General features: G+C 61.8%; 25 protein-coding genes. 1 reads left to right on the forward strand and 24 read right to left on the reverse strand.

All coding sequences use genetic code 11. From position 1 onward, the window contains the following. The first annotated feature begins 62 nt into the window (after positions 1 to 62). On the forward strand, positions 63 to 380 hold the full coding sequence (locus AC07XM_RS13010) for a hypothetical protein (RefSeq protein WP_102690091.1): 318 nt from the start codon (positions 63 to 65) through the stop codon (positions 378 to 380). Here the strand turns inward: AC07XM_RS13010 and AC07XM_RS13015 are convergent, their stop codons facing one another. The 24 genes from AC07XM_RS13015 to AC07XM_RS13130 form a co-directional block, all read right to left on the reverse strand. Continuing rightward, the gene (locus AC07XM_RS13015) at positions 381 to 722 is read right to left on the reverse strand and encodes a hypothetical protein (protein WP_102690092.1); all 342 of its coding nucleotides are present in this window, start codon (positions 720 to 722) and stop codon (positions 381 to 383) included. Then, positions 719 to 1,072, reverse strand: coding sequence for a hypothetical protein (locus tag AC07XM_RS13020; RefSeq protein ID WP_256596977.1), 354 nt, complete (start codon positions 1,070 to 1,072; stop codon positions 719 to 721). The genes AC07XM_RS13015 and AC07XM_RS13020 overlap by 4 nt, the downstream gene beginning before the upstream one ends. 26 nt (positions 1,073 to 1,098) lie before the next feature. Further along, positions 1,099 to 1,542, reverse strand: a complete 444-nt coding sequence (locus AC07XM_RS13025; RefSeq protein WP_102690094.1) for a structural protein P5 — start codon at positions 1,540 to 1,542, stop codon at positions 1,099 to 1,101. Positions 1,543 to 1,603: 61 nt separating this feature from the next. Next, a complete protein-coding gene (locus AC07XM_RS13030) occupies positions 1,604 to 1,828 on the reverse strand; it encodes a hypothetical protein (RefSeq protein ID WP_061202690.1) in 225 nt (74 codons plus the stop codon). Between the two features lie 59 nt (positions 1,829 to 1,887). Next, complete coding sequence (locus tag AC07XM_RS13035; RefSeq protein WP_102690359.1) at positions 1,888 to 2,247, reverse strand: hypothetical protein; 360 nt, start codon at positions 2,245 to 2,247, stop codon at positions 1,888 to 1,890. Then, positions 2,244 to 9,959: a carbohydrate binding domain-containing protein gene (locus AC07XM_RS13040; RefSeq protein WP_408981011.1), complete on the reverse strand. Its 7,716-nt coding sequence runs from the start codon at positions 9,957 to 9,959 to the stop codon at positions 2,244 to 2,246. The genes AC07XM_RS13035 and AC07XM_RS13040 overlap by 4 nt, the downstream gene beginning before the upstream one ends. Before the next feature lie 95 nt (positions 9,960 to 10,054). Then, positions 10,055 to 10,453 carry a DUF6950 family protein gene (locus AC07XM_RS13045; protein WP_063426714.1) on the reverse strand — a complete coding sequence of 133 codons (399 nt, stop codon included), beginning with the start codon at positions 10,451 to 10,453 and terminating at the stop codon, positions 10,055 to 10,057. 5 nt (positions 10,454 to 10,458) lie between these two features. After that, positions 10,459 to 11,055: a hypothetical protein gene (locus AC07XM_RS13050; RefSeq protein WP_172455963.1), complete on the reverse strand. Its 597-nt coding sequence runs from the start codon at positions 11,053 to 11,055 to the stop codon at positions 10,459 to 10,461. Then, positions 11,056 to 11,640, reverse strand: coding sequence for a hypothetical protein (locus AC07XM_RS13055; RefSeq protein WP_102690127.1), 585 nt, complete (start codon positions 11,638 to 11,640; stop codon positions 11,056 to 11,058). 9 nt (positions 11,641 to 11,649) lie between these two features. Continuing rightward, positions 11,650 to 15,054 carry a phage tail tape measure protein gene (locus AC07XM_RS13060; RefSeq protein WP_102690126.1) on the reverse strand — a complete coding sequence of 1,135 codons (3,405 nt, stop codon included), beginning with the start codon at positions 15,052 to 15,054 and terminating at the stop codon, positions 11,650 to 11,652. 54 nt (positions 15,055 to 15,108) lie between these two features. Continuing rightward, positions 15,109 to 15,495 carry a hypothetical protein gene (locus tag AC07XM_RS13065; protein ID WP_102690125.1) on the reverse strand — a complete coding sequence of 129 codons (387 nt, stop codon included), beginning with the start codon at positions 15,493 to 15,495 and terminating at the stop codon, positions 15,109 to 15,111. A gap of 35 nt (positions 15,496 to 15,530) precedes the next feature. Continuing rightward, positions 15,531 to 15,785: a phage tail assembly protein T gene (locus AC07XM_RS13070; RefSeq protein WP_102690124.1), complete on the reverse strand. Its 255-nt coding sequence runs from the start codon at positions 15,783 to 15,785 to the stop codon at positions 15,531 to 15,533. Between the two features lie 29 nt (positions 15,786 to 15,814). Beyond that, on the reverse strand, positions 15,815 to 16,153 hold the full coding sequence (locus AC07XM_RS13075) for a phage tail assembly chaperone family protein, TAC (RefSeq protein ID WP_102690123.1): 339 nt from the start codon (positions 16,151 to 16,153) through the stop codon (positions 15,815 to 15,817). A 9-nt stretch (positions 16,154 to 16,162) separates the two neighbouring features. Beyond that, the gene (locus AC07XM_RS13080; protein ID WP_102690122.1) at positions 16,163 to 16,678 is read right to left on the reverse strand and encodes a phage tail tube protein; all 516 of its coding nucleotides are present in this window, start codon (positions 16,676 to 16,678) and stop codon (positions 16,163 to 16,165) included. 52 nt (positions 16,679 to 16,730) lie between these two features. Beyond that, a complete protein-coding gene (locus tag AC07XM_RS13085; protein WP_102690121.1) occupies positions 16,731 to 17,099 on the reverse strand; it encodes a DUF3168 domain-containing protein in 369 nt (122 codons plus the stop codon). Between the two features lie 7 nt (positions 17,100 to 17,106). Continuing rightward, positions 17,107 to 17,571 carry an HK97-gp10 family putative phage morphogenesis protein gene (locus tag AC07XM_RS13090; protein ID WP_102690120.1) on the reverse strand — a complete coding sequence of 155 codons (465 nt, stop codon included), beginning with the start codon at positions 17,569 to 17,571 and terminating at the stop codon, positions 17,107 to 17,109. Continuing rightward, positions 17,564 to 17,905: a phage head closure protein gene (locus AC07XM_RS13095; RefSeq protein ID WP_102690119.1), complete on the reverse strand. Its 342-nt coding sequence runs from the start codon at positions 17,903 to 17,905 to the stop codon at positions 17,564 to 17,566. Before AC07XM_RS13095 ends, AC07XM_RS13090 begins: the two co-directional genes overlap by 8 nt. After that, positions 17,905 to 18,381, reverse strand: a complete 477-nt coding sequence (locus AC07XM_RS13100; protein WP_102690118.1) for a head-tail connector protein — start codon at positions 18,379 to 18,381, stop codon at positions 17,905 to 17,907. Before AC07XM_RS13100 ends, AC07XM_RS13095 begins: the two co-directional genes overlap by 1 nt. Positions 18,382 to 18,384: 3 nt before the next feature. Then, the gene (locus AC07XM_RS13105; protein ID WP_178086255.1) at positions 18,385 to 18,774 is read right to left on the reverse strand and encodes a hypothetical protein; all 390 of its coding nucleotides are present in this window, start codon (positions 18,772 to 18,774) and stop codon (positions 18,385 to 18,387) included. Positions 18,775 to 18,817: 43 nt separating this feature from the next. Then, a complete protein-coding gene (locus AC07XM_RS13110; protein WP_102690117.1) occupies positions 18,818 to 20,032 on the reverse strand; it encodes a phage major capsid protein in 1,215 nt (404 codons plus the stop codon). A gap of 14 nt (positions 20,033 to 20,046) precedes the next feature. Further along, the gene (locus tag AC07XM_RS13115) at positions 20,047 to 20,922 is read right to left on the reverse strand and encodes a head maturation protease, ClpP-related (RefSeq protein ID WP_102690116.1); all 876 of its coding nucleotides are present in this window, start codon (positions 20,920 to 20,922) and stop codon (positions 20,047 to 20,049) included. 13 nt (positions 20,923 to 20,935) lie between these two features. Further along, positions 20,936 to 22,333, reverse strand: a complete 1,398-nt coding sequence (locus AC07XM_RS13120; protein ID WP_256596980.1) for a phage portal protein — start codon at positions 22,331 to 22,333, stop codon at positions 20,936 to 20,938. Beyond that, positions 22,333 to 24,030 carry a terminase large subunit gene (locus AC07XM_RS13125; protein WP_102690114.1) on the reverse strand — a complete coding sequence of 566 codons (1,698 nt, stop codon included), beginning with the start codon at positions 24,028 to 24,030 and terminating at the stop codon, positions 22,333 to 22,335. Before AC07XM_RS13125 ends, AC07XM_RS13120 begins: the two co-directional genes overlap by 1 nt. Beyond that, a complete protein-coding gene (locus AC07XM_RS13130) occupies positions 24,027 to 24,500 on the reverse strand; it encodes a terminase small subunit (protein ID WP_064314516.1) in 474 nt (157 codons plus the stop codon). The genes AC07XM_RS13125 and AC07XM_RS13130 overlap by 4 nt, the downstream gene beginning before the upstream one ends. Between the last annotated feature and the right edge of the window lie 96 nt (positions 24,501 to 24,596).

The following is a 24,596-nucleotide window of genomic DNA, read 5'->3' on the forward strand; positions in this document are numbered from 1 at the left end:
CGCTTCCAGCCATCAGATACGCATAGCCTCAGCGTCGAGGCGGCAGCCAGCAGGAGATGAGCATGGCGGACTTTTGCATCACGGCGGTAAGGTACACCAAAGATCGGAAGCACATCGATCAGGTCAGAGTTCGCGAGGAGGAGCGCGTAGTTGGCGAAGACGGCCGGACCAAAATTTTCATAGGCAAATGGCGGCTTGTATCACGGGCATTTGTGGCAGATCTCATCCGCCTAGACAAAGCGACGTTCCAAACCCGAACTCTGAATGCAAACGGCAAGTGGGATAAGGGTTCTCAGGTGACGGTAATTGAGAATCTATTCCTGACTACCGAGCCGAACAACAAAAAACGTGACAACCTTGGCGAGCTCCCTGAGTTCTGATCACTGACAAGCAACAGAGGCCGCTGCCAACTGTCGCTCGTACCCAATGCGCTGCCGACGCTCGGCCAGCAGCGCTCGCACCTTCACCTCCAGGCTGTCGGTCTTTCGAAGGCCGGCGGCCGACCAAGCCGGTACCGCCACCTCCGGCGTGCGGCACGGCACCTGTACTGGCACCTCGACGCGCACGTACTGGATCTGCGGCTCTACCTTGCCGACGCACCCTGCTAGGCCCAGGGTCAGCACCAGTCCGCTCCTACGGGCAAGGCCACGGATTGCGCGGCCTGCAGATCGAAACCACCCTATTCCGCTCCCACAGGAGCGCGAGTTCAGGCCCGGGCTCATAACCCCAGCTCCTTGTCGATGATTGATATAGCAGCGGCGCACTGGTCGCCACCGGTGCGCTCCTGCTGCAGCCGGTTCGCTGCGGCGTAATCGGATCCAGCGCTAATCTTGGCTTCGGTTACCGCCTGCTCAGCCTTGGCCTGGCGTTCGTTCGCGGCCTGTGTCAGGTCGCCCAAAGCCTTCCCCTGCTCTGCGGCCAGCCCGCTGAGGTTGTCCCGGGCAGCAACACAGGTCGCCGCCTCCTTATTGGCCTGATCCAACAGAGGACGGTAATGGTCGGCCGCCAACCAGGTACCACCTGCAGCACCAGCACCGATCAGCAGCGCCGAACCAAACAGTACGGCGGCCATACGACTGCCCTCCACCGTCGACAGCATCATGCCAGTGCCCGCCGAATGCCTTCATCGATCACCTCAGCCTTATACGGGTTGCCGCCGTTCTCGTGGACGATAATGCCCACCACCGCCTCGCGCAGCACCCGCGGCTTGGAGATGTCGATGGAGTCGCGCACGCCAACGCCGAGGCGCTTGGCAATGGCCTGTGCGTAGGCCAGGGTGTTGTTCTCAGTGGACGGAGCCCATCGACTGATGAACTCCAGCGGGGTGTCGATACCTGGGCGGCCAACCCCGGGCATGCCGTCCTTGCCCCGGTAGTTGAGCAGGAGCTTGCCTAGGGCGCGGATACCGTTCTCGGCTTCATCGAAGCGGGCAAAGCGCGGCTTGGCCACGCCGACCTCCAAACCAATCTGACCTTGCCAGGCATTGCGTTGATTGAAATCGATGTTCCCCGGGTTGTTGTTGCGGATGCCGCGTGCGGACATGGGTTTTCTCCAGGCGTAAAAAAGCCCGCACTCGGCGGGCATAGGTTTGTTACTAGTATCGTCAGGCGACAGGCGCTTCAGGCTCCGGTGCAGGCTCTGCCGGATCTTTCGCGCTGATGGAGACCTTGGCGGTGTAGTCCTTCAGCACCTGCGCGACACAGACCTGGGCTGCCGGGAACTGGGTCAGGATCTCGCGGGCCCGGGCGTCAGCCTCCTCTTGGGTGGCGTAGCGGGTTTTGTTGGCAACTTCGTAGTCATTGCTCAGGTTGATGGCGACAAATGGCATAGGTTTTCTCCAGATAAAAATAAGCCCGCTCGACGGCGGGCATTGGGTAGGTGTTGCGTTCAGGTTTTAGGGTGTTGCTGCTTGACCCGTTGCAGGGTCGTGTAGAAGGGTTCGGCCTTGGGCATCGCCCCTTGGTCCATGGCGTGCCAGAGCATGTCCAACTGCTCCTCAATGGGCGGGTACCCGCCCCGGCGCGCCAGGTCATAACTGACATCGGGCGCATGGGGCTCAAACTCACCGTCGATGTACTTGAAGCGTCCCTGAGGCGCCGTGCCAAGGTGCAGCACGCCGCCCGTGGCGTGGTCATTCAGGTGCAGGCGCTGGGAGGTGCCTGACTGAATAACCACATTCTGCTGGTCCGTAACAAAGTACGAGACGACCTCATACGGATCGTCCCCATCCAAGGTCAAACTGCTCATCGTTTGCATACCACCGCAAGAATCGAGGCGCCGTTAGTGTTACCGGCGTGGTTTGAGGAAAGGGTGTAGGTGTGCGTGCCTGGCCCTGGGTAGTCCATCACTCCGCGGCTGGCGATGCTGCTCCCTTGCGGTCGCTCGACCCACAGCGCAACCCCATTCCTGGTCATCGAAATGTCCGAGTAATAGGTTTGCGTGAGCGATCCGAGCAAAAACACGGGGTAATTACCGTCGAGCGTTACCGTCACGCTGACCGAGCTGGCAGATGCAAAGGCACCTACCGGAATGGTCACTGCGTTACCCCGAATACGCAGCGTGTCCACCTCCGCCTCGCCGATCTTCGCGGTAGTGATGGCACCATTCGTGATCTTGGCATTACCGATACTTGCGTCCCGGATATACGCATCACTGATGAACGTCTGGTTGCCGACCACCGCAAACGGGCTTGAAACTGCATCGCCAGAAGGGTTGAGAATCGCAAACCTGTCGGCCAGGATCGCAAACGTGGATTGAACCGCACCTTTGGAGTTGTCGATGCTCAGGCCAAACCCGGCCACATGGCGGATGCGATTGGCAGTGATCTGAACCTTGACCACTTCCGAGGCGTTCGCCACGCCATTGAGCTGGTTGAGCGTCGTGCTGACTCGCTGTACAGATGCAGTCGTGTCCCCCAAGGTCGACTGCGTGGTCTGGATCTGCTGGCTGAGTGCCGAGTCAGCGTTGGTGCGCGCGGTTATCTCGTTCTGAATCGCTGCTTGGGCGCTGCCTACCGATGCGGACAAGACATCGATTCGCTGCGTCTCGGCAGTGAGCTTTTCACCCTGCTGGTTGACGGTGCTGGTCACGCTGCTGACAGCATTCGCCGTGGCGGCCTCGGCCTCCGATACCCGGCGCGCCACGAGGTTGCACCACAGCGCCCGGCCGCTGCCGTCCGAGGGTTCCAGGCGGGTCAAGAATCGGGCCGATACAGCGCCGGCCGGGGCAGTGATACGGCCGGAATAGGCTTTGAAAGAACCAAGCCCGGACACCACCGCAAAGGCGTCCAAGTAGCTGATGGCCGCGCCGGCCTTGTCGAAGAACTGCATTTGCATCCGGGCAATCTGCCCGCTGGTCATGTAGCCCGCGAAGATATCGGCCGACAGGTCGAACTGCTCGCCGCCCTTGGTCAACACGTTGCGCTCCAGTCCGCAGAAGCTGTTGCCATAGAACGCAATCGCCTTGCCGGCCGACGCGTGCGCCGAAACGGCCACAACCACAGGGCTGGCCGTCCAAGGCTGCACGAGCCCGTCTTCGAACGTGCCTCTCAAGATCAGGTTGTCAGACTGCTGCGCCATCGACGCCTTGAGCTGCGTGGTCAATGCCGCCTGATTCACCAGCTCGGCCCCTTGTTGCGCCACAATGGTGCCCATCGTCTGCAGGGCCGATGCATCCGCCTTGAGCGCCACTTGCGACAGCGCCGACTGCGCCGCTGCCGCCGCATCCGTGGCCGCCTTGTCCGTCACCGCCTGCCAGGTCGTGCCATTCCAGCGCTTCGGCGTGTTGGCATTGCCCGTGGTGTCGATCCACAGGTTCTGCGCCACACGGTCCGCCACATCGGGCGCCGCCGCCTGCACGATGACCTTGCCCTTGCTGCCTGCCAGTGCGGCCGCGTTCTGCGCCGCTGTCTGCGCCGCCGTCACGTTGCCATTGGTGGTGCTCAGGCTGTTTTCCAGACTGGTGGTCTTGCTCGACGTGCTGGCCAAGTCCGCGCCCTGCTGGGTCACTTTGGACGATAAGGCCTCGGTCGCACTGGCGTTAGCCGCCAACTTGCCCGCGCTTACCTGCCCATTATCACGCCAGCCCGTGGCCACCGCTCCACGCTCCACTTGGTACTGGTCGGCCTCGATAAAACCACCGGTGACACTGGCGCCGCCGTACACCACCACCGACGGATACAGCAGGACGGTGTCGGAGCTAGCGACGAAGGTCACGGCCAGGCGCACCCAATCCAGCGTGGCGTCCTGCCGGACCGAAGCCCACGAAGCCGTATTGCTGCCCGCCGCATTGAGGTTGTAGACCGCTACCAACACTCGCAGCCCAGGGGTGCCCCGGACGTAAACCGAAGCCGTGTAGGTCTGCCCGGGGGTGACCTTGAAGCGCATGCTCTGCTTCACGTAAACGCGGGCCCAGGCACTTGGCGAAAGGCCTGTGATGTCAAGGCGCTGGGCGTTGCCCGGCGCGACCGTCGAGGGAACGAGGCTAGGCACCCGTGTACCGGCGCTGCCGTCGTACCACCAACCGTTGCCGACCCCCGGCGTACCGGGGTCTACTTCCTCGAAAGACGAGTTGTAGACCAGGTTCTCGCCGCCCACATCGCCCAGGCTGTTGTTCAGCTGCACAACCTGACCGGACACGCTGGCCAGGTTGTTCTCGCTGGCCGTCACCCGCCCCGACAGCCCCGAGGTGGCCGACGCATTCGCCGCCACGTCCGCTTTCACTTGGGTCAACGATGCGTTGATACCCGTGATCGCCTGGCCGTCAGCGATGAGCTGCTGGCCCTGCTGCGACACGGTAGAACCCATGGTCTGCAGAGCCGACGCGTCCGCCTTGAGCGCCACTTGCGACAGTGCCGACTGCGCCGCTGCCGCCGCGTCCGTGGCCACCTTGTCCGTCACCGCCTGCCAAGTCGTGCCGGTCCAGCGCTTCGGCGTGTTGGCGTTGCCCGTGGTGTCGATCCACAGGTTCTGTGCAACACGGTCCGCTACGTCAGGCGCGGCCGCCTGGACGATGACCTTTCCCTTGCTGCCTGCCAGTGCGGCCGCGTTCTGCGCCGCTGTCTGCGCGGCCGTCACGTTGCCATTGGTGGTGCTCAGGCTGTTTTCCAGGCTGGTGGTCTTGCTCGACGTGCTGGCCAAGTCCGCGCCCTGCTGGGTCACTTTGGAATTCAAAGCCTCCACCGCCGTCGCGGTCGCCGCCTGATTGGCACTGTTGACCTGGCCGTTATCCCGCCAGCCCGTCGCTACAGCACCTTCCTCCAGCTGGTATTGGTCACCCTCGATAAACCCAGCTGCAGCTGATGCGCCGGCATACACCACAAACGCCGGATAGACCACGGAGGTATTTGCGTCAGGAGTGAATGTGACCGAAAGCCGAGTCCACGCCTCGCCTGCGTCGACACGAGAGCCGGCCCACGATCCGCTGCTGCTGCCGGCCTCATTGACTCCGTATACCTGCGGCAGGATACGCAGACCGGCCGTGCCGCGCAGGTACACCGAAGCAGTGTACGTCTTGCCCGGAACCACTTTGAATCGGCGTGTGGACCGCTGGTAAACCCGCGCCCAGGTGCTCGGCGTCAGGCCCGCTACCTCCAGCCGCTGGGCGAAACCCGACGCCAACGTCGATGGCACCAGCGAAGGTGTACGGGTGACCGATGTGCCCGAGGCGTCGTGCCACCAGCCATCCGCCATGCCAGGGGTACCGGCATCCTGCTTTTCGAACGAGGGGTTATAGACCAGGTTCTCGGCGCCCACATCACCCAGGCTGTTGCTCAGTTGCACGACCTGACCGGACACGCTGGTCAGTGCGTTCTCGTTGGCGGTGACCCGCCCCGACAGCCCAGCAGTGGCCGAGGCGTTCGCTGCGACATCCCCTTTCAGCTGGCTCAACGAGGTGTCGATTCGGGTGATCGACTGGCCATCGGCGGTGATCTGCTGTCCCTGCTGCGAGACCGTAGAGCCTAAAGTCTGCAGTGCTGAGGCATCCGCCTTCAGCGCCACCTGACTCAGCGCCGACTGGGCCGCTGCAGCCGCATCCGTGGCCACCTTGTCCGTCACGGCCGTCCAGGCTGTGCCATTCCAGCGCTTCGGCGTGTTGGCGTTGCCGGTGGTGTCGATCCACAAATTCTGAGCCAACCGGTCCGCTACAGCCGGCGCGGTCGATTGGTACAGCACCTTGCCCTTGGCGCCTGCAGCATCGGCAGCCGCCTGGGCGGCCTGCTGGGCCGTAGTGACGTTGCCGTTGGTAGTGGTGAGGCTGTTTTCCAGTGAGGTGGTCTTGCTCGATACGCTGGCCAGGTCAGCGCCGTGTTGGATCACCTTGGCGGACATGGCATCGACAGCGGCCGCTGTAGCCGCCTGGTTGCTGGCCTCGACCTGTCCATTGTCGCGCCAACCACTTGCCTGGGCGCCTTCCTCTAGTTGGTACTGGTCGACTTCGACAAATCCGGCCGTAACCCCGTCCCCACCGTAAACAACCGCCGCTGGCCAGACGTCGAAGGTCTCGGTAGTAGCAGTGAACGTAACCGAAACCCGCTGCCATGTTTCAGCAGCATCGATGCGAGCGCCCGCCCATGAAACGCCGTTGACGCCAGCAGCATTCCGGCTATAAACCTGCGCCAGGATCCGCAGCCCTGCAGTACCTCGCATGTAGACCGAGGCGGTGTAGACGGCGCCCGCTCGAACCTTGATTGCCTTGAGCGATGCGCGTAGGTAAACCCGCGCCCAGCCATTGGTTGGAATACCGGTGACATCGAGGCGCTGCGCGACCCCAGCTGCCAGCGTCGAAGGGACCAGGCTCGGAGCTCGGCTGCCAACGTTGCTCGAACTGTCGTACCACCAGTATTGGGCCGTGCCGTTATTATCGGTCTGCCTTTCGAACGACGGGTTGTAAACCAGGTTCTCACCGCCCACCAGCGGCAAGGCCGCATTGATCTTGGTCAGCGACTGCCCCTGCGCGCTGAGGTCCTGGCCGTGCTGGTTGACCTCGTTGCTCAGGGCCTGGACGGTGGCCGCCTCGGCCTTCTTGGACACGCTGTCGCTGAGCGAGACAAGCGCCTGGCTTTGCGACGTCAGCTTCTGATCCTGCTCGGCATCCTTTTGCTCAGTGCCCGTGACGCGGCTCGTGACCTGCTGCAGCGCCTGTGAGCTGGCCTTGCCGTCGATGCTGGTCTGCATCCCATCCATGCGGGTGGCCTGGGACGACAGTTTGCCCTCGGCCTCACTGACCCGGGTGGCAACGTTGTTGACCACGGTGGCATCGGCCTTCAAGGCGACCTGAGACAGCGCCGACTGGGCGGCGGCCGCCGCATCGGAAGCCGCCTTGTCCGTGACCGCCACCCAGGTGGTACCGTTCCAGCGCTTCGGGGTGTTGGCGTTGCCCGTGGTATCAATCCACAGGTTCTGCGCCAAACGGTCAGCAACGGCCGGGGCCGCTGCCTGGATGATCACCTTGCCCTTGCCACCCGCCAGCGTGTTTGCCGCATCTGCGGCCTGCTGGGCGGCGGTCACGTTCTGGTTGGTTGCCGTCAGCCCTGACTGCAACCCGCCGATCTGCGACGCCTGGGCCGTGCTCTTGCCGTCCAGCGTGAACACGTCGGTTTCGACCTTCGACACGCGCGAAGCTGTGCCGGCCGCCGTGACAATGGCCTGGCCAACGTCGGTCCAATAGGTCGCGTTCGGTGGCGGAGTGTTCTTCGGTACCGCTTTCAGCGCCTGATACAGCTTGCCGTCAGCACCCAGCACCCCCTGATTGGTGGTGTAGGTCTTGTCCTTGTTGTACGGCAACGAGCCGGCCAGTACAGATACCGAGTCGATTTTCTGCTGCAGGTCGGCCTTGGCAGCGTCAACCTCCCCATCCACCACGGCGATCTGCTGCTCGAGGGCAGATTTAGCGTCCGCGACATTCTGGTTTGTAGCAGTAATCTGCTGCTCCAGGTTGCCCTTGGCGGTGGCCAGCGCGTTGTTGACCTCGCTGATTTGCTGAGCCAGCTCGGTCTTGGCGGAACCCACTCGCTCGTTCACCGACCCAGGGCCATTGCCATCGATAAGGTCGATCTTCTCGGTGAGTTGCTGGCCAAGGTGGCTTTCGAGGATCTCGCCCTTGATCACCTCGAGCATCTGCGTGGGGTCATCGGACGTTGCGGCAGCCACGTACAGGAAATCGCTCTTCCCATAAGCGTTGGCCGAACGCACGTAGTAGAAGTACTGCTTGGCAAACGCCAACCCCGTGTGGGTGAAGGTCAGTCCCTGCCCCAGGTACACGGCATCAGCGATGGGCGCTTGGGGGTTGGTCGCATGGAAGTATTCGTACGTCCCGCCGTTCAGGCTGTTCTGCCGGTTGACCGGTACCAGGGTGATGCTGTCCACCGAGGCGAAATAATCGCAACTCTCTGGCACGGGCGGACCGCCCACGTTCACGTTGATGCTCGCCTCGCCCGATCGGGTACCCGGGCCGAAGGCAACGACGCTCATGGCATAGGTGCCGGAGGCCAGGCCATTGATGTTGCAGCTTACGGCCTCCCCGCCCACCTTGAGCGACTGGACGACCTCAGTGCCCTTGCGGATCGTCACGGTGTAGCTCAGCACGGTCTGCGCCGGGGACACCCAGCTGAGAACGCCTTGGATGATCTCGGCCACGCTGCTGGGCGTCCACGCCAGGCCGGTGACTGCAGCCAGGCCGCCCACGGGCAGGTTGATGAACCCCAGCGGGTCGTAGGGCTGGCCCACAGCATCATCAAAGATGGCCTGCTCGTAGGGCTTGAGGGTCACTTTGCAGGCATCGGCAGCGCCCATGGTCCACTCCGTGACCATGAACTCGCCCAGAATGTTCAGCGAAGGCAGATCGACCTTGACTGCACGCCCCGGGCGGCAGTTGTAGCCGTTGAAGTTCAACGGCATGGATACAGAGCCGCCGGAGCGTCGGCGTCGTAGGCTGATGTTTGCGAGCCGCTGCGCCAGGTAGGCGTCTGTCACATAGGCAAACGACTGCGACTCAGCGAGCTCGCCACCGTCTGCGGTGATCCAGTCCTGAATCGCGACCTCGGGGTAGTCGGTCTCAGCCCAGGCCTGTGCAGGGTCAACAAACGTCCCGCGCATGGTGTTGATGGCATCGCTGTTACTGACCTCGGTCGTGCCCTCAACGGTACCGATCACCATGTCTTCGTTGATGGTGAAGTCGGCCGGCCCATAGTAGGCGCCCACCTGGAGCGACCAGCGCCCGCCGACCCGGATCAAGGTGCCGGCACAGGCCGACAGCAGGTTGTCCAAAACGGTATTGCGCTTCTCGTCGGCGCCAATGACGGCACCTGCAAAGTAGCGAGGTGTCACTGTGCCGTCCGGCCCACCAACGGCCTCATCACTGATGTTGGCCGCACTGGCAAAGGACTGGAAGATGATCTCGTCGTCGGGAATGCCACAGCGGTTGCGCAGATACCAGAGGATCAGCAGCGCTGTGTTGGCCGAATAGCCGGAGCTCCCGTTGCGGGGGTCATAAATGTCGCGTCGCCCACGAACCACGAAACGCACATCCGGTATGCCCGACGGAAACTTCTCGGCGTCGTACTTGAACGACAGCCGGACAAACGACAGGCCCCGACCGATCTGCTCTTGGCGCCAGTCTGGGCAGTTGGCCAAAAGGAAGGCGTTAACCTGGGCCGGGTCAATGATCACCTCAGACGTGGCATTCTCCCCCAGCTCAGACAGCGGGCGCTCATCTACGTAGATCTGATCGACGCCCGCGATGGCCCCCTCAGACAGCACGTAAACGATGTGCAGCCACTCGCCACTGGTCTGGTCGCCAGGCTGCTCCTGAATCCAGGCCAGCACACCACCGGTGCTGGCCCGACCGAGAATGAAGCGCACCGGGGCCTTGGAGGAGCGGACAGTCTGTGAGCTGGGCTCCGAGCTGCCGGCCCCCGAAACCTTGGCCGCACCGGTCAGGCCCGCGAAGATACCCTGCACGCCGCCGAACACGTCCTTGAAGGCGCCCACCGGGTCGTAAAGCGCTTTGATGGGCGCAGTGACGAGCTTCACGACTGATTTGATCGAGCTTCCCACTATTCAACTCTCCAGGCCACCAAGGGCTCGCAATCAACGGCTGCAGCACCAGACTCGGTAGCCGCCCAATACCGGCCACTCCAGAGCACTGCCACGCACTTCCCCGATTCGTTTTCGAACGTGACGATGTCGCCGCGCTGAGCGAACTGCACATCAACCCTTTCGAAGCAGGTGTCCAGCGCCGCCTCGACCGATCCGTGCGTCGACGCCATCACGCGCTTGGCGCCGATCTCTGTCTTGTACCGCCCGCGGTACTCCTTCGCCGGGTCAACGCCGCAGATCGCCACCGCGCAGTCCGCTACAAACAGGCAACAGTCAAATTCGCCCCACAAAAAAGGCCGCTCGAAAGCGGCCTGGATGGTCTCGTGTAGCCTCGTGGGCCAGTCTCGATAGCGCATGGCGTTTACTCGTAGGTGAAGGACGGCGCGTCTTTCTTGGCGCCCCAGTAGATGGGCCATTCCGCCATCTGGGCAACGGCGTAGAAGAAGCGGTCACCGTCATGCCGGGCACGGTGGTTCTCGTCGGTCCAGCGCTCAGTACCAATCCGGTTCCACTCAGCCATCCGGTCAATGATGGTGACCGTGATCGAGCTGTCGCCTGCCGAACCGCCATAGGACAACTTGGCGGCGTCCATACGACCGCTGAACAGGATGTCGGCGGCGTAATTCCCCGCCTCGTCATAGACGACGAACATCAGGCGAGCCAGCCGGCCCCGGCAGCCAGCCACCGAGGTCTGGGAAAGGATGTAGCTGTCCAGGCCGTTTAGCGTCAGGTCAATAGACAGCGATGACCCCGATTCTGCGCTCTCGCTGGCCGCGCCCACTTCCCCGAAGGTGCCAACACCATCGTAGGCCTGGCCGTTGATCGTCAGTTGGCCGGTACCCGTATGCGCCCGGACCATGCCATCGGCAAAATCCAGCTCGCAGGCGAAAACCGGCGTGAAGTTGCCGGCGGCAATGATGTTCAGCACCGACGGCGAGAAAGGGAAAACCAATGCCATTTAAAACGCCTCCCGGCATTCGATGGTCAGTTCAGCCACTACGGGCCTGACCGACAGGGTGTAGCTGTCCTCAGACAGGCGCATGATCGAGTAAGGGTTTCGATACTCAACCGGGGTGCCGGAAATCAAGGCCGCTCGCAAGCGCCTGTTGAGGGGCAGCACCGCCACCCCTTGCGCGCTCGAAACCACGTCCTCAACCACCTCATGCATCACGCCGTCAATGGTGATGTAGTCGCCCTGACTAAAGACCTTCCGGTTTACCGACACAGCCCCCAGCGTGATGTGGGAGGCCATTGCGAGGCCGCCCAGCACCACGGGAGCGCCGATGTTGTCAGTGCGCCGACGGGTGAACGCGGGCAGTTTGAACGTGCCAAAGCGGCCCTGCAGGCGCCCCATGAAAGCAGTCACGATCCGGTCTCGGTCGCGGGTCAACGGAGGTAGCGAAAGTGAGCATTTCCAGTACGAACCTGGATAGCCCACGATCTGCTGGCTGTTATTCAGCGTGGAGCTGAAGTCGCGGTTGTTATAGACCATGCCCCAACTCATCTCAGCCGGGCACACCTGGGTTGGCCATTCGATCGCCATCGTTCCACCTTAAAGTTTCTTGCGGATGCTCTGCATGATTTGGCCGTTTCGGCCCACGTCCTGCAGGATTGCGGACATCGTTTGGCGCATGCCCTGTTGAATCATGGCAACCGTCTGAGGGCTCACATCTCCATTCACATGGAAGACCTGGTGCACAGCTACCGGCTGGCCTGTGCCCTCCGGCTGACCTCCTCTGCTGCCCTTGTTCACCTCGTCGAGAGTCTTATCCAGCTTTGCACTGGTCGATGCCGTGGTGACGCGTTCGCCCTTTTGAAGCAACCAGGTACCTTCGCGAGGAACGCTATCGATACCGTCGTGCGCCATACCCACCAGAGCGGAACTCGCTACACCGGCCACCAGGGGGGCAGTAGCCATCGCTGCGGCAATTGCAGCACCAGGTGCCAGTGCCGGCCCCACGATAGGTATCGCAGCGGTACTGGCGAAGGCTGCGAGCTGGGCCTGGAACGACGTTGCCTGAGCGTTGGCAATCAAAGTCGGTACCGCGCTGGCCTGTGTCGTCTTACCGACCATCAGCTGCACCGCTTGATACACCAGCCACTGGGCAGCCATGTCTGCCAGCGCATCAACCATCGACCTGGCGAACCCGCCGACCATATCCATCAGCGCATCACCGGCATCCTTCGAGCCCGTAGCCACATCAGAGAGGAACGACCCGAGCTCGCTCCTGGCGCTACCGAGGACAGACGTGGTGGCGTCAGCGGCCATGGCTGAGTAGTCGGTCGCGGCGTCAGCAAAGTTCTCCCAGGCGCTGGTGACACCATCCATCCAGTTGCTCTGCGCCTCATCGAGCTGGCTGTAATAGTCGTTTTGCAGCTCCAGGCGCTCGGCCAGGGCTGCGCTGAGCACCTGGGTTTCCTGGTCGTACAGACCCTGGCTGATGTCGCCGCTGTTGCGCTGCAGGACCAACTCGCGCTGCTGGCGATTGAAATCCTCCTCGATCGACAGCCGCTCTTTCATCCGCTCCTTGTACTTGTCGCCACGGCCGGCGCCAGCAAGCTCCTGATCGAAACCATTCTTGGCTGTCAGGTAGTCCTCGTTTACGCTGGATCGGAAGGAGGCCAGCTTATTGGCATCTTCCTCGGCCTGTTTCAGCTTCTTCAGCGCGTCGAGTTCAGCCGCAAGGCCTTCCAGGCGCTTGCGCTGCTGGGCATTGACGCCCTCCAGCTTGCCGGTGGAGACCTCGAAGGCCAGCTTCTCGACCTCGCTCGCATTCTTGCGCTTGTCGGTCGAGGTGTTGATCAGCTCGATCTGCCGCTGATAACCCTCCTCCATTTCCTCGAAGCGCCGACTGAGCGCCTTGCTGTCCTTGTCGCCAGCCTTCGACCCCTTCAGAGCCTTGTTCGCCTTGTCGATTGCCTCTGCGGCGGCCAGGGCCTTCTTTTCGTCATCTGGCGAGAACTTGACCGCACCAGCAGCAATCTGGGCTCGCAACTTCTCCACCTCGGTCAGCTTGCCCGCAACCACGGCCTGCTTTTCAAGGTTCTTGAGGTAGGTGCTGCCCTCTTTATCCGATGCCAAACGGGAACTATTCAGCTCCTTCTGCACCGACTGGATGGCCAGCCTGAGCGCGTCTGCTTTCTCCTTCGAGGCGTCGAGCGACGTTTCGAACGGCACATCGCTCTTGTCATCGACCCCTTTCTGGAACCGCTCCTGCAGCTTCTCGGTTTCCTTAAGCTCGCCCTGCAGCCCCTTCAGTCGATCCTGCAGCTGTTCGTAGGACTGGGTGCTTAGGTTCTTCGGCAGCATGGACCGGGAAGCCTGGCGGATGCGAGCCGAGGCGTCTTCGAAGACGTTCGCTGCCTTGCCGGCGCCCTCCTCAGCCTTATCGCCGAAGTCGATGAACGACAGCGCCAGCGCACCGACGGTCAGAATAAGACCGGGCCACCCGGCGGCCATGCGTAGAACACCACTTGCAGCGTTGCGCAGGGTGAGCATTGACGCTCCCATGGCTGTGCTCGCGGAGAACCAGGCCCCCATGGATGCCGTCGCTGCAATCTGTGTCGCGTTGACCTTGGTGTTGGCTACCGCTAGAGCCTCTTTGGCGACCGTCTGCTGGTTGATGGCTGCGGTAACTTGGGCGGACGTTGCCAGCGTTGTTGTCGCCAGCTTCGCTTCGGCAGCGGTCAGCTGATTTGTGATCGCAACCTCGGCAAGCCGCAGCTCTGCCATGCGAGCAATGGTCTGCTGCCGACCAACATCCGATATCTGTGCCTGTAGGCGCTGCGCTTCAAGAAGTTTCTCTGCTGCCAGCGCGGCCTGCACAGATTCGAGCCTGGCAACCTCTGAGGTGATCACCTGCCGATCGGCTGTTACCTTGGCCTTGGCATTGGCCACAGCCCTGGCCGCAGATTCGACATCTGCTACTGCACCAGCTTTTACTGCTTCCGCCCTTCTGAGCTCGCCAGCTGTGGCAAGGGAATTCGCATACAACTGCTCCTGCGTAGCCTTGATGTCGAGATACTTGGCACCGGTAGCGCTCACGAATCCAGCTGCGACGCGCGCGAGCGCAACGTACAGACCGGTTTTCAGTACCTGGGTGAAGCTCTCGACGCCAGAGGCATCCCAGGCTGCAGAGGCCGAGAGCGCGGTTTGAACGAAGCTCTTGGTGATTCCAAGCGTCTCGTCCAGCGTGCCAAAGAACTTGGCAGCACTATTTTCCATAACCTGGAAGGCGCCGGACACCGTTGTCTGGGATCTCGCAAAAGCATCATCGATCGACCTGGTCTGGCTCAGGATGGCGGAGAACACCTCCTTCGAGGTCAGTTTTCCAGCTTCGCCCATTGAACGAAGCGACTCCCGGGCTACTCCCAATCCGTCAGCAATAGCCTGTGCCAGCCCAGGAGCTTGCTCGAGTACAGAGTTGAGCTCTTCCCCGCGAAGCACGCCCGACGCAAAAGCCTGACCGAGCTGGACCAGGGCGGCCTGGGCTGACTCAGCGGACACCCCGCTGGCAGACATAGCCTTGCTGATGTTCTGCGTGACTTGGGCGACCTTCTCTTGGGTTGCGCCGAGCTGTCCCGATGAAGCTGCGATCCGCTGGTAGAGCTCGGCCGTTGCCTCCAGGGAGGACTGCGAGTTCTGCGCAATCGAAAAAACTGCAGACGACTGCTTGGAGAACTCGTCAAACGTCTCAGAAACCTGCTTGATGCGGTTCTGTACGCCGAGCCACGTCTGCGAATATTCGACAAGCTGTTGAACGCTGAGAAACGCAGCTGCAGCCCCGGCGATCGCCTTGAACGACCCCGTAACACTCTCCGAGGCCGACTCGGAGTGCCTAACAACCTGCCCCATGCTTCTCTGTGTTGAACGGGCTGCCTGGTCCATCCCTTGCTGAAAACCGCCAATCCTAGCTATTAGATCGAGGGTGAGCGTGCCAAGCGATCTGCTGGCCATAGTTTTCTCCGGGCATAAAAAAACCCGCTTTCGCGGGCTTCGTAATTTGCTCGTCTATATGGGCTTTTTGCCGCAAACGGGACAGAACATGCTGAATTTTTCGATCTCTGCCGAACATGATCGGCAGATGATCTGCTTTCTCGGTTTGTCTTTAACTGTCTCGCTGGAGATAGCAGAAGTAACGGTGGCCCTTTCGGCCTCCTTCCGCCTGAAGTCCTCATTCGCGCGCTCGATAGCCTTCTCGGTTTTGGAAGAAATTACAGGCTTGCGAGCCTGAATTCCTTGCCAGCCCACTATCCCGACAAATAGAACAAAAAAAACCAAACCAGTGACGACAACCCACAAGCCATATGCAACTGCCGCCGCGGCCAGGACAGCGAGCATCCAGGGGGCTATGACGACAAGGATCAATACGAGCACAACAAGGATGGCGATCTGCATGGAGTCCCTCCCAAAAAAAGCCGAATGCTACCAGATCACGCCCATTCCCTCATTGCCTGCTCAAGATCGCTCCCCGGCCGGGCATGGTGCGGTAGGAAGTCATATAGATCCGCCTTGCCTCCACCACTCCGGTTGACTTGCAGGGCGACAACCCCAGCTGCAAGTTCAATCCGGCGCGACAGACTGAGCGAACCGTGCTTGTCCCGGTATGCAACCCAGGCCAGGACTTCCGCATAGGATAGAGTGGCCTTGGCTTCTGCAATTGTGCTTCCACCAACTCCGTTCAGCACCAGCTCATGCCAGAGTTCGTCGGCCGGGGTCAGGTCTTTGCTGGAGGGTTGTTCACCTCGTTAACGGCATTGAGCAGGACGATGCCCAGCGCCGAGTCGAGGTTCACTGCGTCATCGAATGGAAGTTCTTCGGTCCCGTCCTTGCCGAGCATGATCGACGCTGCCAGGTAGCGGGCGTTTTTGAAGCGCTCGGCTTCGCCTCCGGCAAACATAGCCTCCATGACACCAAAGGCATGTCGGCGCACATGCACAGTGAACTTGTCGGTGATGGGCTTGCCGGTATCGTCGTTGTGTTTCCACTCGACCTTTTTCGGTACCAGGGCGTCAGCAATGACGCCCCCCTTCTTCTTCAGTTGTGCGAGATCCATATTGGCCCCTTAGGTGGTTTTCTTGATCCAGGCGGAACCGCCCGAGCGTTGAATGGAAACCGCGGTGCTGACCACTGCATTCGCAGCGAAGTCAAACGGGAAGTCGGCCACATAGCCCTGGAATACGAACCAGGTGCGGGTCGCCGGCAGTTCAAAATCATCGCCTTCGGCACTCACGGTTGGCACAGCGGTTGGCTTGCCATCGACATCCAGAGGACCATCAGACCAGCCCACCGCCCACTTCAGGGTAGTGTCACCGTTCGACTCTGACAGCTGATGTAGCCGGATGTGGCTCGGGCTGTTTGGGTCAGCATTGATGGTCAGCGAGGCCTGGCCCGGGGTACGCAAACCTGGCTTGTAGGTGCGCTCATTGGAGCTGAGGCAGGTGTCCTCGATCTGCTCCTTGGGCGCACCACCAGGGTTAAAGGCAGTGGCGCACTCGACTTCCACCACAGTGAAAGGGCCGGTGCCGGTGAGTGGCGGCATCAGGGCAAATACCTGGGTGCCTTGGGTCAAAATCGACATGGTGGTCTCCTGTCGGGCAAAAAAAAGCCCGCACTAGGCGGGCTCGGTGGATTCATCGGCGGACTATCCAGTCCACGTCGAAACTTCGGTGGTAGTCCTTTGTGTCAGGGTCGCGATCAGTTGCGCCCCAGCGGACGATGCGAGCGCGCAACTCGATAGCTGCACACAGCGCCTTGGTGACGGCCAACACCGGCCCGCCAGTTGCGGCATACACGTCCAGTTGCAGGGTGAAGCCGTCGGCGTCGGGGCGGCCGGCCAAGTAGTTCTCAGGGCTGCCAGCGATCACGCTCCAGACCGCATACGGTTTGATCGGCTTTTCCGGCCCCTCACCGAAGGAGTACAGCCGGCAATCAATGCCGGAGCCGAGAAGCGCAGCCACACTTGGGTCAGCCGAGCAAACGGCAAAAATTGGCGCTTCCATAGGCTCCTCACAGTGCCGCTTCGATTTCCTGGCCGAACACCTGCACGAAGCGATCGGTTACGGCGTTGACGTTCGTCGAGAATGCAGGGCGCATAAACGGGGCCGGCGGGTTGTACTGGGTGCCGAACTCCAAGTACCGCCAGTGCCGGGTATCACCGCCGGGGTTGCCGGTGGCGTCCTTGCTGTGCTGGTTGGAACTGGAACCGCCGCGAATGCCGACCTTCATCACTACGCCGCCCTCGCGTCGCCCTTGGCGGGCCGATTCCTGGGTGACGATGTTCTTCCAGACCTTCTCGGCGGTTTCTGGATCATCCAGCGCCCGTGCCCGCGCCTTGGCGTCGTCCCTAACGATGTTCATGGCCTGGCGAGCTGCCTTGCGCAGGGCGCCTCGACGCAGCTTCGGCGTCAGGCCGGCCATCTTGTCGGTGGCGGCCTTCAATCCCTGCAGGCGCACGCTGATCTGGTCAGCCATCTTTCACCCCCTTGGAGACCAGAATGGTCAGGAAATCGAGGCCTGACTTCGGGTCCGCCAGCGGGGGCCCGACAATGCTGTAAATCTCGCCCCTGAAACGAATCCGCATGGTGGGTTCAACACCGGTGCGATAGCGGATGACCATGCGTCCGGTCGCCTCAGCCTGCTGAGATTTGGCAGCAATGAAGTCTCGTGCGGATAGATCCTGAACACTCGCCGGACATTTGGACCAGCGCGCCACCCACTGGGGTTCGCCGTACTCACCGGTCACCGGATCTCGGGGAGTGGTCATTTCCTCGATGTCGATGCGGTGCCGGAGCCTGCCGGCCTGCATCACACACCCATCCGGATGCGGTGCGGCATCAGCAGGTGCTGGGAGGCCAGCGGCAGCTCGACAGCGGTCGCTCCGGTGACCACCTCCTCACGATTGGAGAACAGATGACCCAGTTTGAGCAGGCAGGCAGCCTGGATCGCTGGGTTGAGCACCATGCCGTACGCGATGGCGTCGGCATGGTCGTAAGCCTCGGCCAGTGCTTGCCGGGCGTGTTCAAGCAGACGACAGCGCAGGGTGTGATCCTGCTCGGCTTCCGCAGCAGCAACCGCCGCCGCGTTCGCCTCCCTGGCTTGCCGCATGGAAGCCGACAATCCGGCGCGGGCCTGGTCGAGGGCCACCTGATCCAGGTAGAAGCGGCGGTTGAGGAAACCCATCGCCGCATCTTCCGCTGCACCAAGCTGCGCCTCGACCAGCACCTGATCTTCCGGCTCGGCCAGCAGGTGATGCATGGCCAGATCGATGGCGATCACGGGCATGGGTTACTCCTCGGCCTGCGCCGGCTCACCACCGGCGATCAGTCGCTCAGCTTCCGCATTGGCTTCTTCCTGGTTACCGGAGAACTCGCCAACCTGGTTGCTTTCAGCGTCCACCACGATGTACTTGCCAGCGCCCTTGTGCTTAGCCTTGAAGGCAGCGACTGGCGGAGCAATCGGCAAGGCTACCGCCCCCAGGCTGCTGGTGGTCAGCACGCCCGCGCCAGCTGCATCTTCCTGCGAAATGGTAACCACCACCTTGCTTTCCGAGTCGTCCAGCTCTGCATAGCCCTTCTGGATCAACTGGCGTCCGTGCTGCTCGATGGTTTCGAAGGGCGTGCCCTCCACCAGCGTTTGGCCACCCAGGTACAGAGGTTTCAGGGTTTTCAGCTTCATGAATGCCTCCAGGAGCCGCATCTTGTGCGGCCCTCACATTGGGTTACGGAGTGACCGGGGCGGCGAATTCACCGAAGATGAACGCTTCCGGACGCTTCACCGCCAGCGCAGCGCGCTCTTCACAGCGGATCGAGATCAGGTTCTTCTCGAAGTCGTCGGCGTTTTCGGTCGAGATCACCACGTTGGCGTCTTCACGGTCGAACAGCTGAGCGCCAGTCTGGAATGCGCCGGTCAGGAACTTGCCTAGGAAGGCGGCGACCTCGGTGGCCACCACCGGCAAGCCCCACAGGACGGGGCCAGCCAGACCCAGCGGGTTGGCGAGGATGTAGCGACCCAGCGTGTCCTTGGTCAGTTCGATCTTGGCCCAGTCCATGAAGTGCAGGACATGACCGGAAGCCGGCAAGCGCGCTAGCTGGGCCTGCAACATCGCCAGGCGGAGATCATCGATGCCCGACCGTTTCTCCACTTCGAATGCCGGGACGTATTTCGAGGCCTGAGGGACGATGCCGTGCAGGTGAACGCCAGTGCCGTCACCAAACAGGATCTCCTGCTCCTCGACGTACTTGAGGCCGTATCGCATTTCGACATCGATGGTCGAACCCAACTGGGCGAAGTCGTCCAAGATCTGTTTGGAGGCCTTGAACATGTGGGCGATGGTCGAAACTGCAGTGAGTTTCGACGCGAATTCGATGTTGGAATAGGGCTTGGCGGTGCCCTCGGCCACGACTTTGGCGGCGTTGGTGAAGCCGGTCTGCTGTACCCAGAAGATCGCCGGGGCAGTGGTTCGGCCCGGGGCGATCAGGTCGCGGATGAACAGCCGCTGCTTCGGCGCGGTGTCGATGCCAGGCAGGCGCTGAGGCTCGACGATGCCGGCGGGAACATCGGTGGACAGCAGCGCGGCGCTGACCGGAATGTTGACACGCTTGCCGCCTTCGATGCTGGCCGCGAACTGCTTGAGCGCTTCGCTCTTGATCACCACGCCACCGAGGCTGTCCTGGGTCTGCGGGGTGCCAGCCGAAGGCAGGCGCGCGAACTCCTGTTCGAGCTCGCCCAGCTGGGCCTTCAGCTGCTTCTCGGCCTCGGTCAGGCTGTTGAACTTGGTCGCCAGCTCGTCGACAGCGTTCTTGGTTTCTTCGGAAAGGCTGCCGGCCTTCTTGGCCTCGGCCAGGGCGTTTTCAGCCTGTTTGCTGAAATCGCTAGTGGCCTGCTTGAGCTCGTTGGAGACCTGCTTAAGCAGGTCGGCGGTGTTGTCTGCCATAGGATCTTCTCCGGTTACTTGAGGGCTGCTGCCGAAAACCGCGACATGGCGGCCTGCAAATCGGCAAAGTGGTTGGCCAGATCGGCCTGGTTTTCGGCAGCGCTGCGCGTACCGGAGGGGGCAGCGCCAGGCTTACCCCCCTTGAGTTCTTGAATCAGGGCTCGGCGCTCGGAGCGAGGCATGCCCTGTTTGGCTAGGATCGTGTCCAGGCGTCGCGCTGCGACCTGCTGAGCCGCGCTGGCTTGGGGGTCTTCCTGTGCCGCATCAGATGGGAGCAGGCCGTCCGCGAATCCGGCCTCGACTGCCGAACTGCCGCCCATCCAGGTCTCTACGTCCATCAGGATGCGCATTGCTGCGGCTTCATCGCCCGTCCTGACCGCGTAGATGTCGGCCAGGGTTGCGTCGATCTGGTCGAGGAAGTCAGCGACTTCGGTGAAGTCGTTTCGGTCGCCAGCGGCGATGGTCCAAGCGTTGTGGATCATCATGAAACCGGCTCGGGCGATCTGGATTTCATCGCCTGCCATGGCGATGAACGACGCGGCCGAGGCAGCCAGACCAAGCACCTGGACGGTTACCTTGCCCTTGTGCTCGCGCAGCAGGTTGTAGATCGCCAGGCCCTCGAAAACATCGCCGCCTGGGCTGTTTATCTTCACGGTGATGTCTTTGTCGCCGATGCTGCGCAGAGCGGCACTGACGCGCTTGGCGGTGACGCCCTCGCCTGTCCACCAATCCATGCCGATCGGGTCGTACATGGTGATGGTGGTGGAGTCGTCGCCGGCCGCCGCCTTGATCGCCGGATTCCAGCGCTCCATGGCCTTCGGCAGCAGATCGGACTCGACGCGCGCGTGCGGCCGCACCGCCGGCGCCGCCGGTAGTGTCTTGAGAGTCATGGGTTACTCCAGGTCAGGCCGCTTTGAGCAGCGGCATCGATATCAGCGCGTGGGCCATCATAGGCCCGTCTGGGTTTCCGGTTGCCAATGCCTGGGAAGCCAGGTCGACCGCATTGTTGATGGCCTCTCGGTCGTCGTTGTTGCGTGCCGAGACCAGCCGAAGCATGAAAGCCGAGGCAGCCGGCGAGACCCCTGCGCTCGGCTTCCCGAGCTGGTCCAATGGCACCAGTGCGGATTGGACCGTGTATGTGTCGCCGCCCGGGATTGGTGGCAGGTTCTCAAGCCGGCGCACCTCGTTGCGAGACATCCAACCGTTTTGCAGAGCCGTGTTGTACCAGGCCCCGCGGCCAGCACTGTCAGCGCGAAGCAAGCCTTCCACCGCGAACTCGGCGAAGTAGTCGTCGGCATCGGCCTCGCCGATCAGGCAACGAGTGATTTCCTGCTCGATGTTGACCAGTAGCGGCCGCAGGCTGTTGGTGAGGAAGTGAAGGTTTTGCGCCTCAACCGAAGCAGCCCAGCTGGACTGCTTGTCCATGTGACCGACCATGAAGGGCGGCACACGGAACCAACGGCACATTTCCTCGATCCCGAAAGACCTGGACTCCAGCATCTGGGCGGCCTCAGGGTTCATCGTGATGCCCTGGTACTTGAAGCCTGCCTCCGCCACCATGATCTTGCCGGCGTTCTTCGACCCCATGAACGCCTGCATGCTGGCCCGAAGCTGCTCGCGCTGCTGCGGTGTGATCTTGGCGTCGCTGCTCAGGATGCCGGACGCCTGCATGCCCTGTGCGAACACCTTCGCCGCGGCCTCCTCGATCGCCATCGCCGAGCCGAAGATCTCGCGCCCGGTGGTTACCGGAAGCATCCCGCACACCCCATCCAGGCCAAAGCCGCGGATGTGCATCAGGTTCTTCTCGGGAATGTCGCGGTCCACGCCATTCTCGTTGTAGGTGTACTTCAGACGCCCGTTGTCCTGCCGTTTCACCCTCATGGACTGGGGGAGAAGCGGCACCAGGGCGATGATCCGGCTGCCGATCATCTTCTTCTCGACAAACGCATTACCTCGAAGGCAGATGCTCGCCACCACCAGCAGCATGAAGCGCTGCGGGGTCATCTCGGCGTTTGGGATTCGGCACAGCACACGGAACAACGGATGGTCTTTGGCAACCTCGCGTGATCCGTCGGGAAGGCGCCGAAAAAGCTTGAGCGGCAGCGTAGAGACGGACTCGGACAGCAGCCTTACGCATGCCCATACCGTGGACAACTGCATGGCCTTGTCGACTGATACGTGCTTTCCAGATGCAGAGCTGCCGAACCATTCTTGCCAAAATGCGCCGTCCTTCAGGCCTATCGGCACCCCGAGCCAGTTTTGCAGCGCAGCCTTCACCCGGCCCGGTTTCTTGTCGGCCATCAGATTCCTACCATGATCGGGTTGTCAAAGAAGCCCTGGAGATCACCAGAGCCTTCCGGGTTCAGCGCCATCAGCGAAACAGCATCGAATGTCGACATCAGCGGATCAATCTTTGCCGAGCCGCTGGCCTGCTTGGTAATCGTGATGGCATTGCCTTGCGGAACGACACGGGCATTACCGACACACCAGTTCATCAGCGCGCTGCCGCAGTGGACCAGTTCGCCCCCAGCCACTTTGCGCTCGGTCGTCTTGATCGCGCCGTTGAGCTTCCAGCCCTGCGAGATGGCCACGATCTGCTCCATGGTGATCCCGCGCTCCTGGGTGGTCAGCTCGTCAACGATGTCGCCGATACCGGCCGAGTCCACACCGATTGCCAGCTTCTCCGGCAGCAGGCCGCGGTCCCTGATATCGCAGATGATGTCAGCCACCTGCTGGACGTCATCACCTGGTCGATCAACGACGGTCAGATCGCCCGCCTTCTCGAAGTCCCTCAGCGCACTGGCGATATCCTTCCGCCGCTCGAACACAATGTTGTGCGCCCAGGTGTGAGCCCAGTGGAGCCATTGGCGAGTGAAGGGCTCGCGACCGAGCACAGTCAGGCCGAGCAAGTCGTCAAGGCCGCCTCCGTCGATCCCCACCGTGACCACTTCAGAACGCTGCAGCAGGCTCTCCAGAGTCAGGCCAGCCTCGGCTCCAGCTTCCCAATGATCAGCGCCCGCCCAGCGGTCCGACCGCAGGTCCAGCCCAATCTCGACGTTGAGGTGTTTAGCCAAGAAGCCGCGAATTGCTCCCTCGCCCTCTGCCTGCGCCTCCTGATACTTCTGCTCGATCACCTCCTGATCGACAGAAAGCCCCCAATTGGGGTTGGTCACATGGGCGTTTGCCAGGTCACGATGTTCGTTCCGCTCGATCATCTCTTTCGGGAACTCGTAGATCACCGGCAGGAAGCGCCGGTCCTCGATCTCCCCGTCACGCACTTTGCGCGCGTAGTCCAGCTTGGCCTTGAAGGCGCCGGCCGGCGGCTCATCGGACTGGGTGGTGCAGTAGAAAACGAACCCCTCTGGGCGTGACGCTAGGCCGCCAGTGGCCTCGACCAGCATCTTCGCCGACTTGGCCTGCTTGCCGAACTCCCAGAGCTCGTCGATGAACACACCAGTCGCTTTCTTGCCAGTGACAGTGGCCGAGTCGGCCGCCACCACCTTCAGGTTTGCCTTGTTCAGGTTGTCGGTGACGATCCGGTTGTATTCCTGCACATGGAACCTGGCCTGCAGGTCTTCGTCCGCATCGATCATGTCCCGGATCGGCTTGAACGCGTTGTCAGCCGCTTCCTTCGTGGGCGCCAGGATCAGGAACTCGCCAGAGGGCCGGGTGTTCAGGATCAGGGCCGTGAGCATGATGCCCGCGGCGATCGTCGACTTGCCGTTCTTCTTGCTCACCATCAGGAAGTAGTTGGTGATCAGCCTGCGGCCGGCGTCGGCGTCGTACGCGCCGAAGAGCGCGGCCACAACATCAAGCACCCAGCTGCGGCAGGTATCCCCCATCAGGGGGCTACCGTCGGCATCAACCATTCGAAGGTTGCAGAACACGTCGAGAGCATCTTCTGCCTGCTCGGGGAAGATGGGCTCCACCGGCACGAGTGCCTGGCCACGGACGATCCTGCTCTCCCAGTCGGGGCACGCGGTAGACCACTTCTTCATTTGACGGCCTTCAAGTGGCGCTCACGCAGCCCGAAGCGGTTGCCGCTAGCTCCCACCTTCGCCGCTTCTTCGAGCTTCTGTTCCTTTTTGCCCATGCCGGACTTCTTGCCGTGAAAGTACGGGAGCGCCGACTGGGCGGCGTTGCGCCGATCAAAGATCTTGGCCTGGGGATCGTTCATCAGCGCCAGTAACCAAACGAGCGGATCATCGGTGTTGGGTAGGTCAACCAGGTCGCCCGACTCGTCACCTGGCGGGTCGGCCTCGAAGGTCTCGCGCTCCGGCTCAGGCTTAACATTTCGGGGCGCCTTTAACTTTTCCAGGGCGGCAACAACGTCAGGGTCTTTGGCGAGCCGAGAACCTGCAGCCGAAGCGCTGCCCGCCGCGTAACCTGCGGCTTCCGCCGCTTCGCGATTCGAGGCACCAGCAGCCTTGGACTCGACAAAACGGCGCTTTTTCGATGTTAACGCCATTAACAAAAACCTCTGAAACAGGGAAAAATTTCACGCGTGCGGGGGCAGGTGGTCTGGAAGCGAAAAGCCATGAACTCTCGACCCACCCCACCCCAC

The organism is Pseudomonas sp. GW460-LB5, from assembly GCF_059423245.1.

Coding starts and splice junctions, on each gene's coding strand:
- AC07XM_RS13010 (WP_102690091.1), top strand. CDS start 63: ATGGCGGACTTTTGCATCACGGCGGTAAGGTACACCAAAGATCGGAAG.
- AC07XM_RS13015 (WP_102690092.1), bottom strand. CDS start 722: ATGAGCCCGGGCCTGAACTCGCGCTCCTGTGGGAGCGGAATAGGGTGG.
- AC07XM_RS13020 (WP_256596977.1), bottom strand. CDS start 1,072: ATGGCCGCCGTACTGTTTGGTTCGGCGCTGCTGATCGGTGCTGGTGCT.
- AC07XM_RS13025 (WP_102690094.1), bottom strand. CDS start 1,542: ATGTCCGCACGCGGCATCCGCAACAACAACCCGGGGAACATCGATTTC.
- AC07XM_RS13030 (WP_061202690.1), bottom strand. CDS start 1,828: ATGCCATTTGTCGCCATCAACCTGAGCAATGACTACGAAGTTGCCAAC.
- AC07XM_RS13035 (WP_102690359.1), bottom strand. CDS start 2,247: ATGAGCAGTTTGACCTTGGATGGGGACGATCCGTATGAGGTCGTCTCG.
- AC07XM_RS13045 (WP_063426714.1), bottom strand. CDS start 10,453: ATGCGCTATCGAGACTGGCCCACGAGGCTACACGAGACCATCCAGGCC.
- AC07XM_RS13050 (WP_172455963.1), bottom strand. CDS start 11,055: ATGGCATTGGTTTTCCCTTTCTCGCCGTCGGTGCTGAACATCATTGCC.
- AC07XM_RS13055 (WP_102690127.1), bottom strand. CDS start 11,640: ATGGCGATCGAATGGCCAACCCAGGTGTGCCCGGCTGAGATGAGTTGG.
- AC07XM_RS13060 (WP_102690126.1), bottom strand. CDS start 15,054: ATGGCCAGCAGATCGCTTGGCACGCTCACCCTCGATCTAATAGCTAGG.
- AC07XM_RS13065 (WP_102690125.1), bottom strand. CDS start 15,495: ATGCAGATCGCCATCCTTGTTGTGCTCGTATTGATCCTTGTCGTCATA.
- AC07XM_RS13075 (WP_102690123.1), bottom strand. CDS start 16,153: ATGGATCTCGCACAACTGAAGAAGAAGGGGGGCGTCATTGCTGACGCC.
- AC07XM_RS13080 (WP_102690122.1), bottom strand. CDS start 16,678: ATGTCGATTTTGACCCAAGGCACCCAGGTATTTGCCCTGATGCCGCCA.
- AC07XM_RS13085 (WP_102690121.1), bottom strand. CDS start 17,099: ATGGAAGCGCCAATTTTTGCCGTTTGCTCGGCTGACCCAAGTGTGGCT.
- AC07XM_RS13090 (WP_102690120.1), bottom strand. CDS start 17,571: ATGGCTGACCAGATCAGCGTGCGCCTGCAGGGATTGAAGGCCGCCACC.
- AC07XM_RS13095 (WP_102690119.1), bottom strand. CDS start 17,905: ATGCAGGCCGGCAGGCTCCGGCACCGCATCGACATCGAGGAAATGACC.
- AC07XM_RS13100 (WP_102690118.1), bottom strand. CDS start 18,381: ATGCCCGTGATCGCCATCGATCTGGCCATGCATCACCTGCTGGCCGAG.
- AC07XM_RS13105 (WP_178086255.1), bottom strand. CDS start 18,774: ATGAAGCTGAAAACCCTGAAACCTCTGTACCTGGGTGGCCAAACGCTG.
- AC07XM_RS13110 (WP_102690117.1), bottom strand. CDS start 20,032: ATGGCAGACAACACCGCCGACCTGCTTAAGCAGGTCTCCAACGAGCTC.
- AC07XM_RS13115 (WP_102690116.1), bottom strand. CDS start 20,922: ATGACTCTCAAGACACTACCGGCGGCGCCGGCGGTGCGGCCGCACGCG.
- AC07XM_RS13120 (WP_256596980.1), bottom strand. CDS start 22,333: ATGGCCGACAAGAAACCGGGCCGGGTGAAGGCTGCGCTGCAAAACTGG.
- AC07XM_RS13125 (WP_102690114.1), bottom strand. CDS start 24,030: ATGAAGAAGTGGTCTACCGCGTGCCCCGACTGGGAGAGCAGGATCGTC.
- AC07XM_RS13130 (WP_064314516.1), bottom strand. CDS start 24,500: ATGGCGTTAACATCGAAAAAGCGCCGTTTTGTCGAGTCCAAGGCTGCT.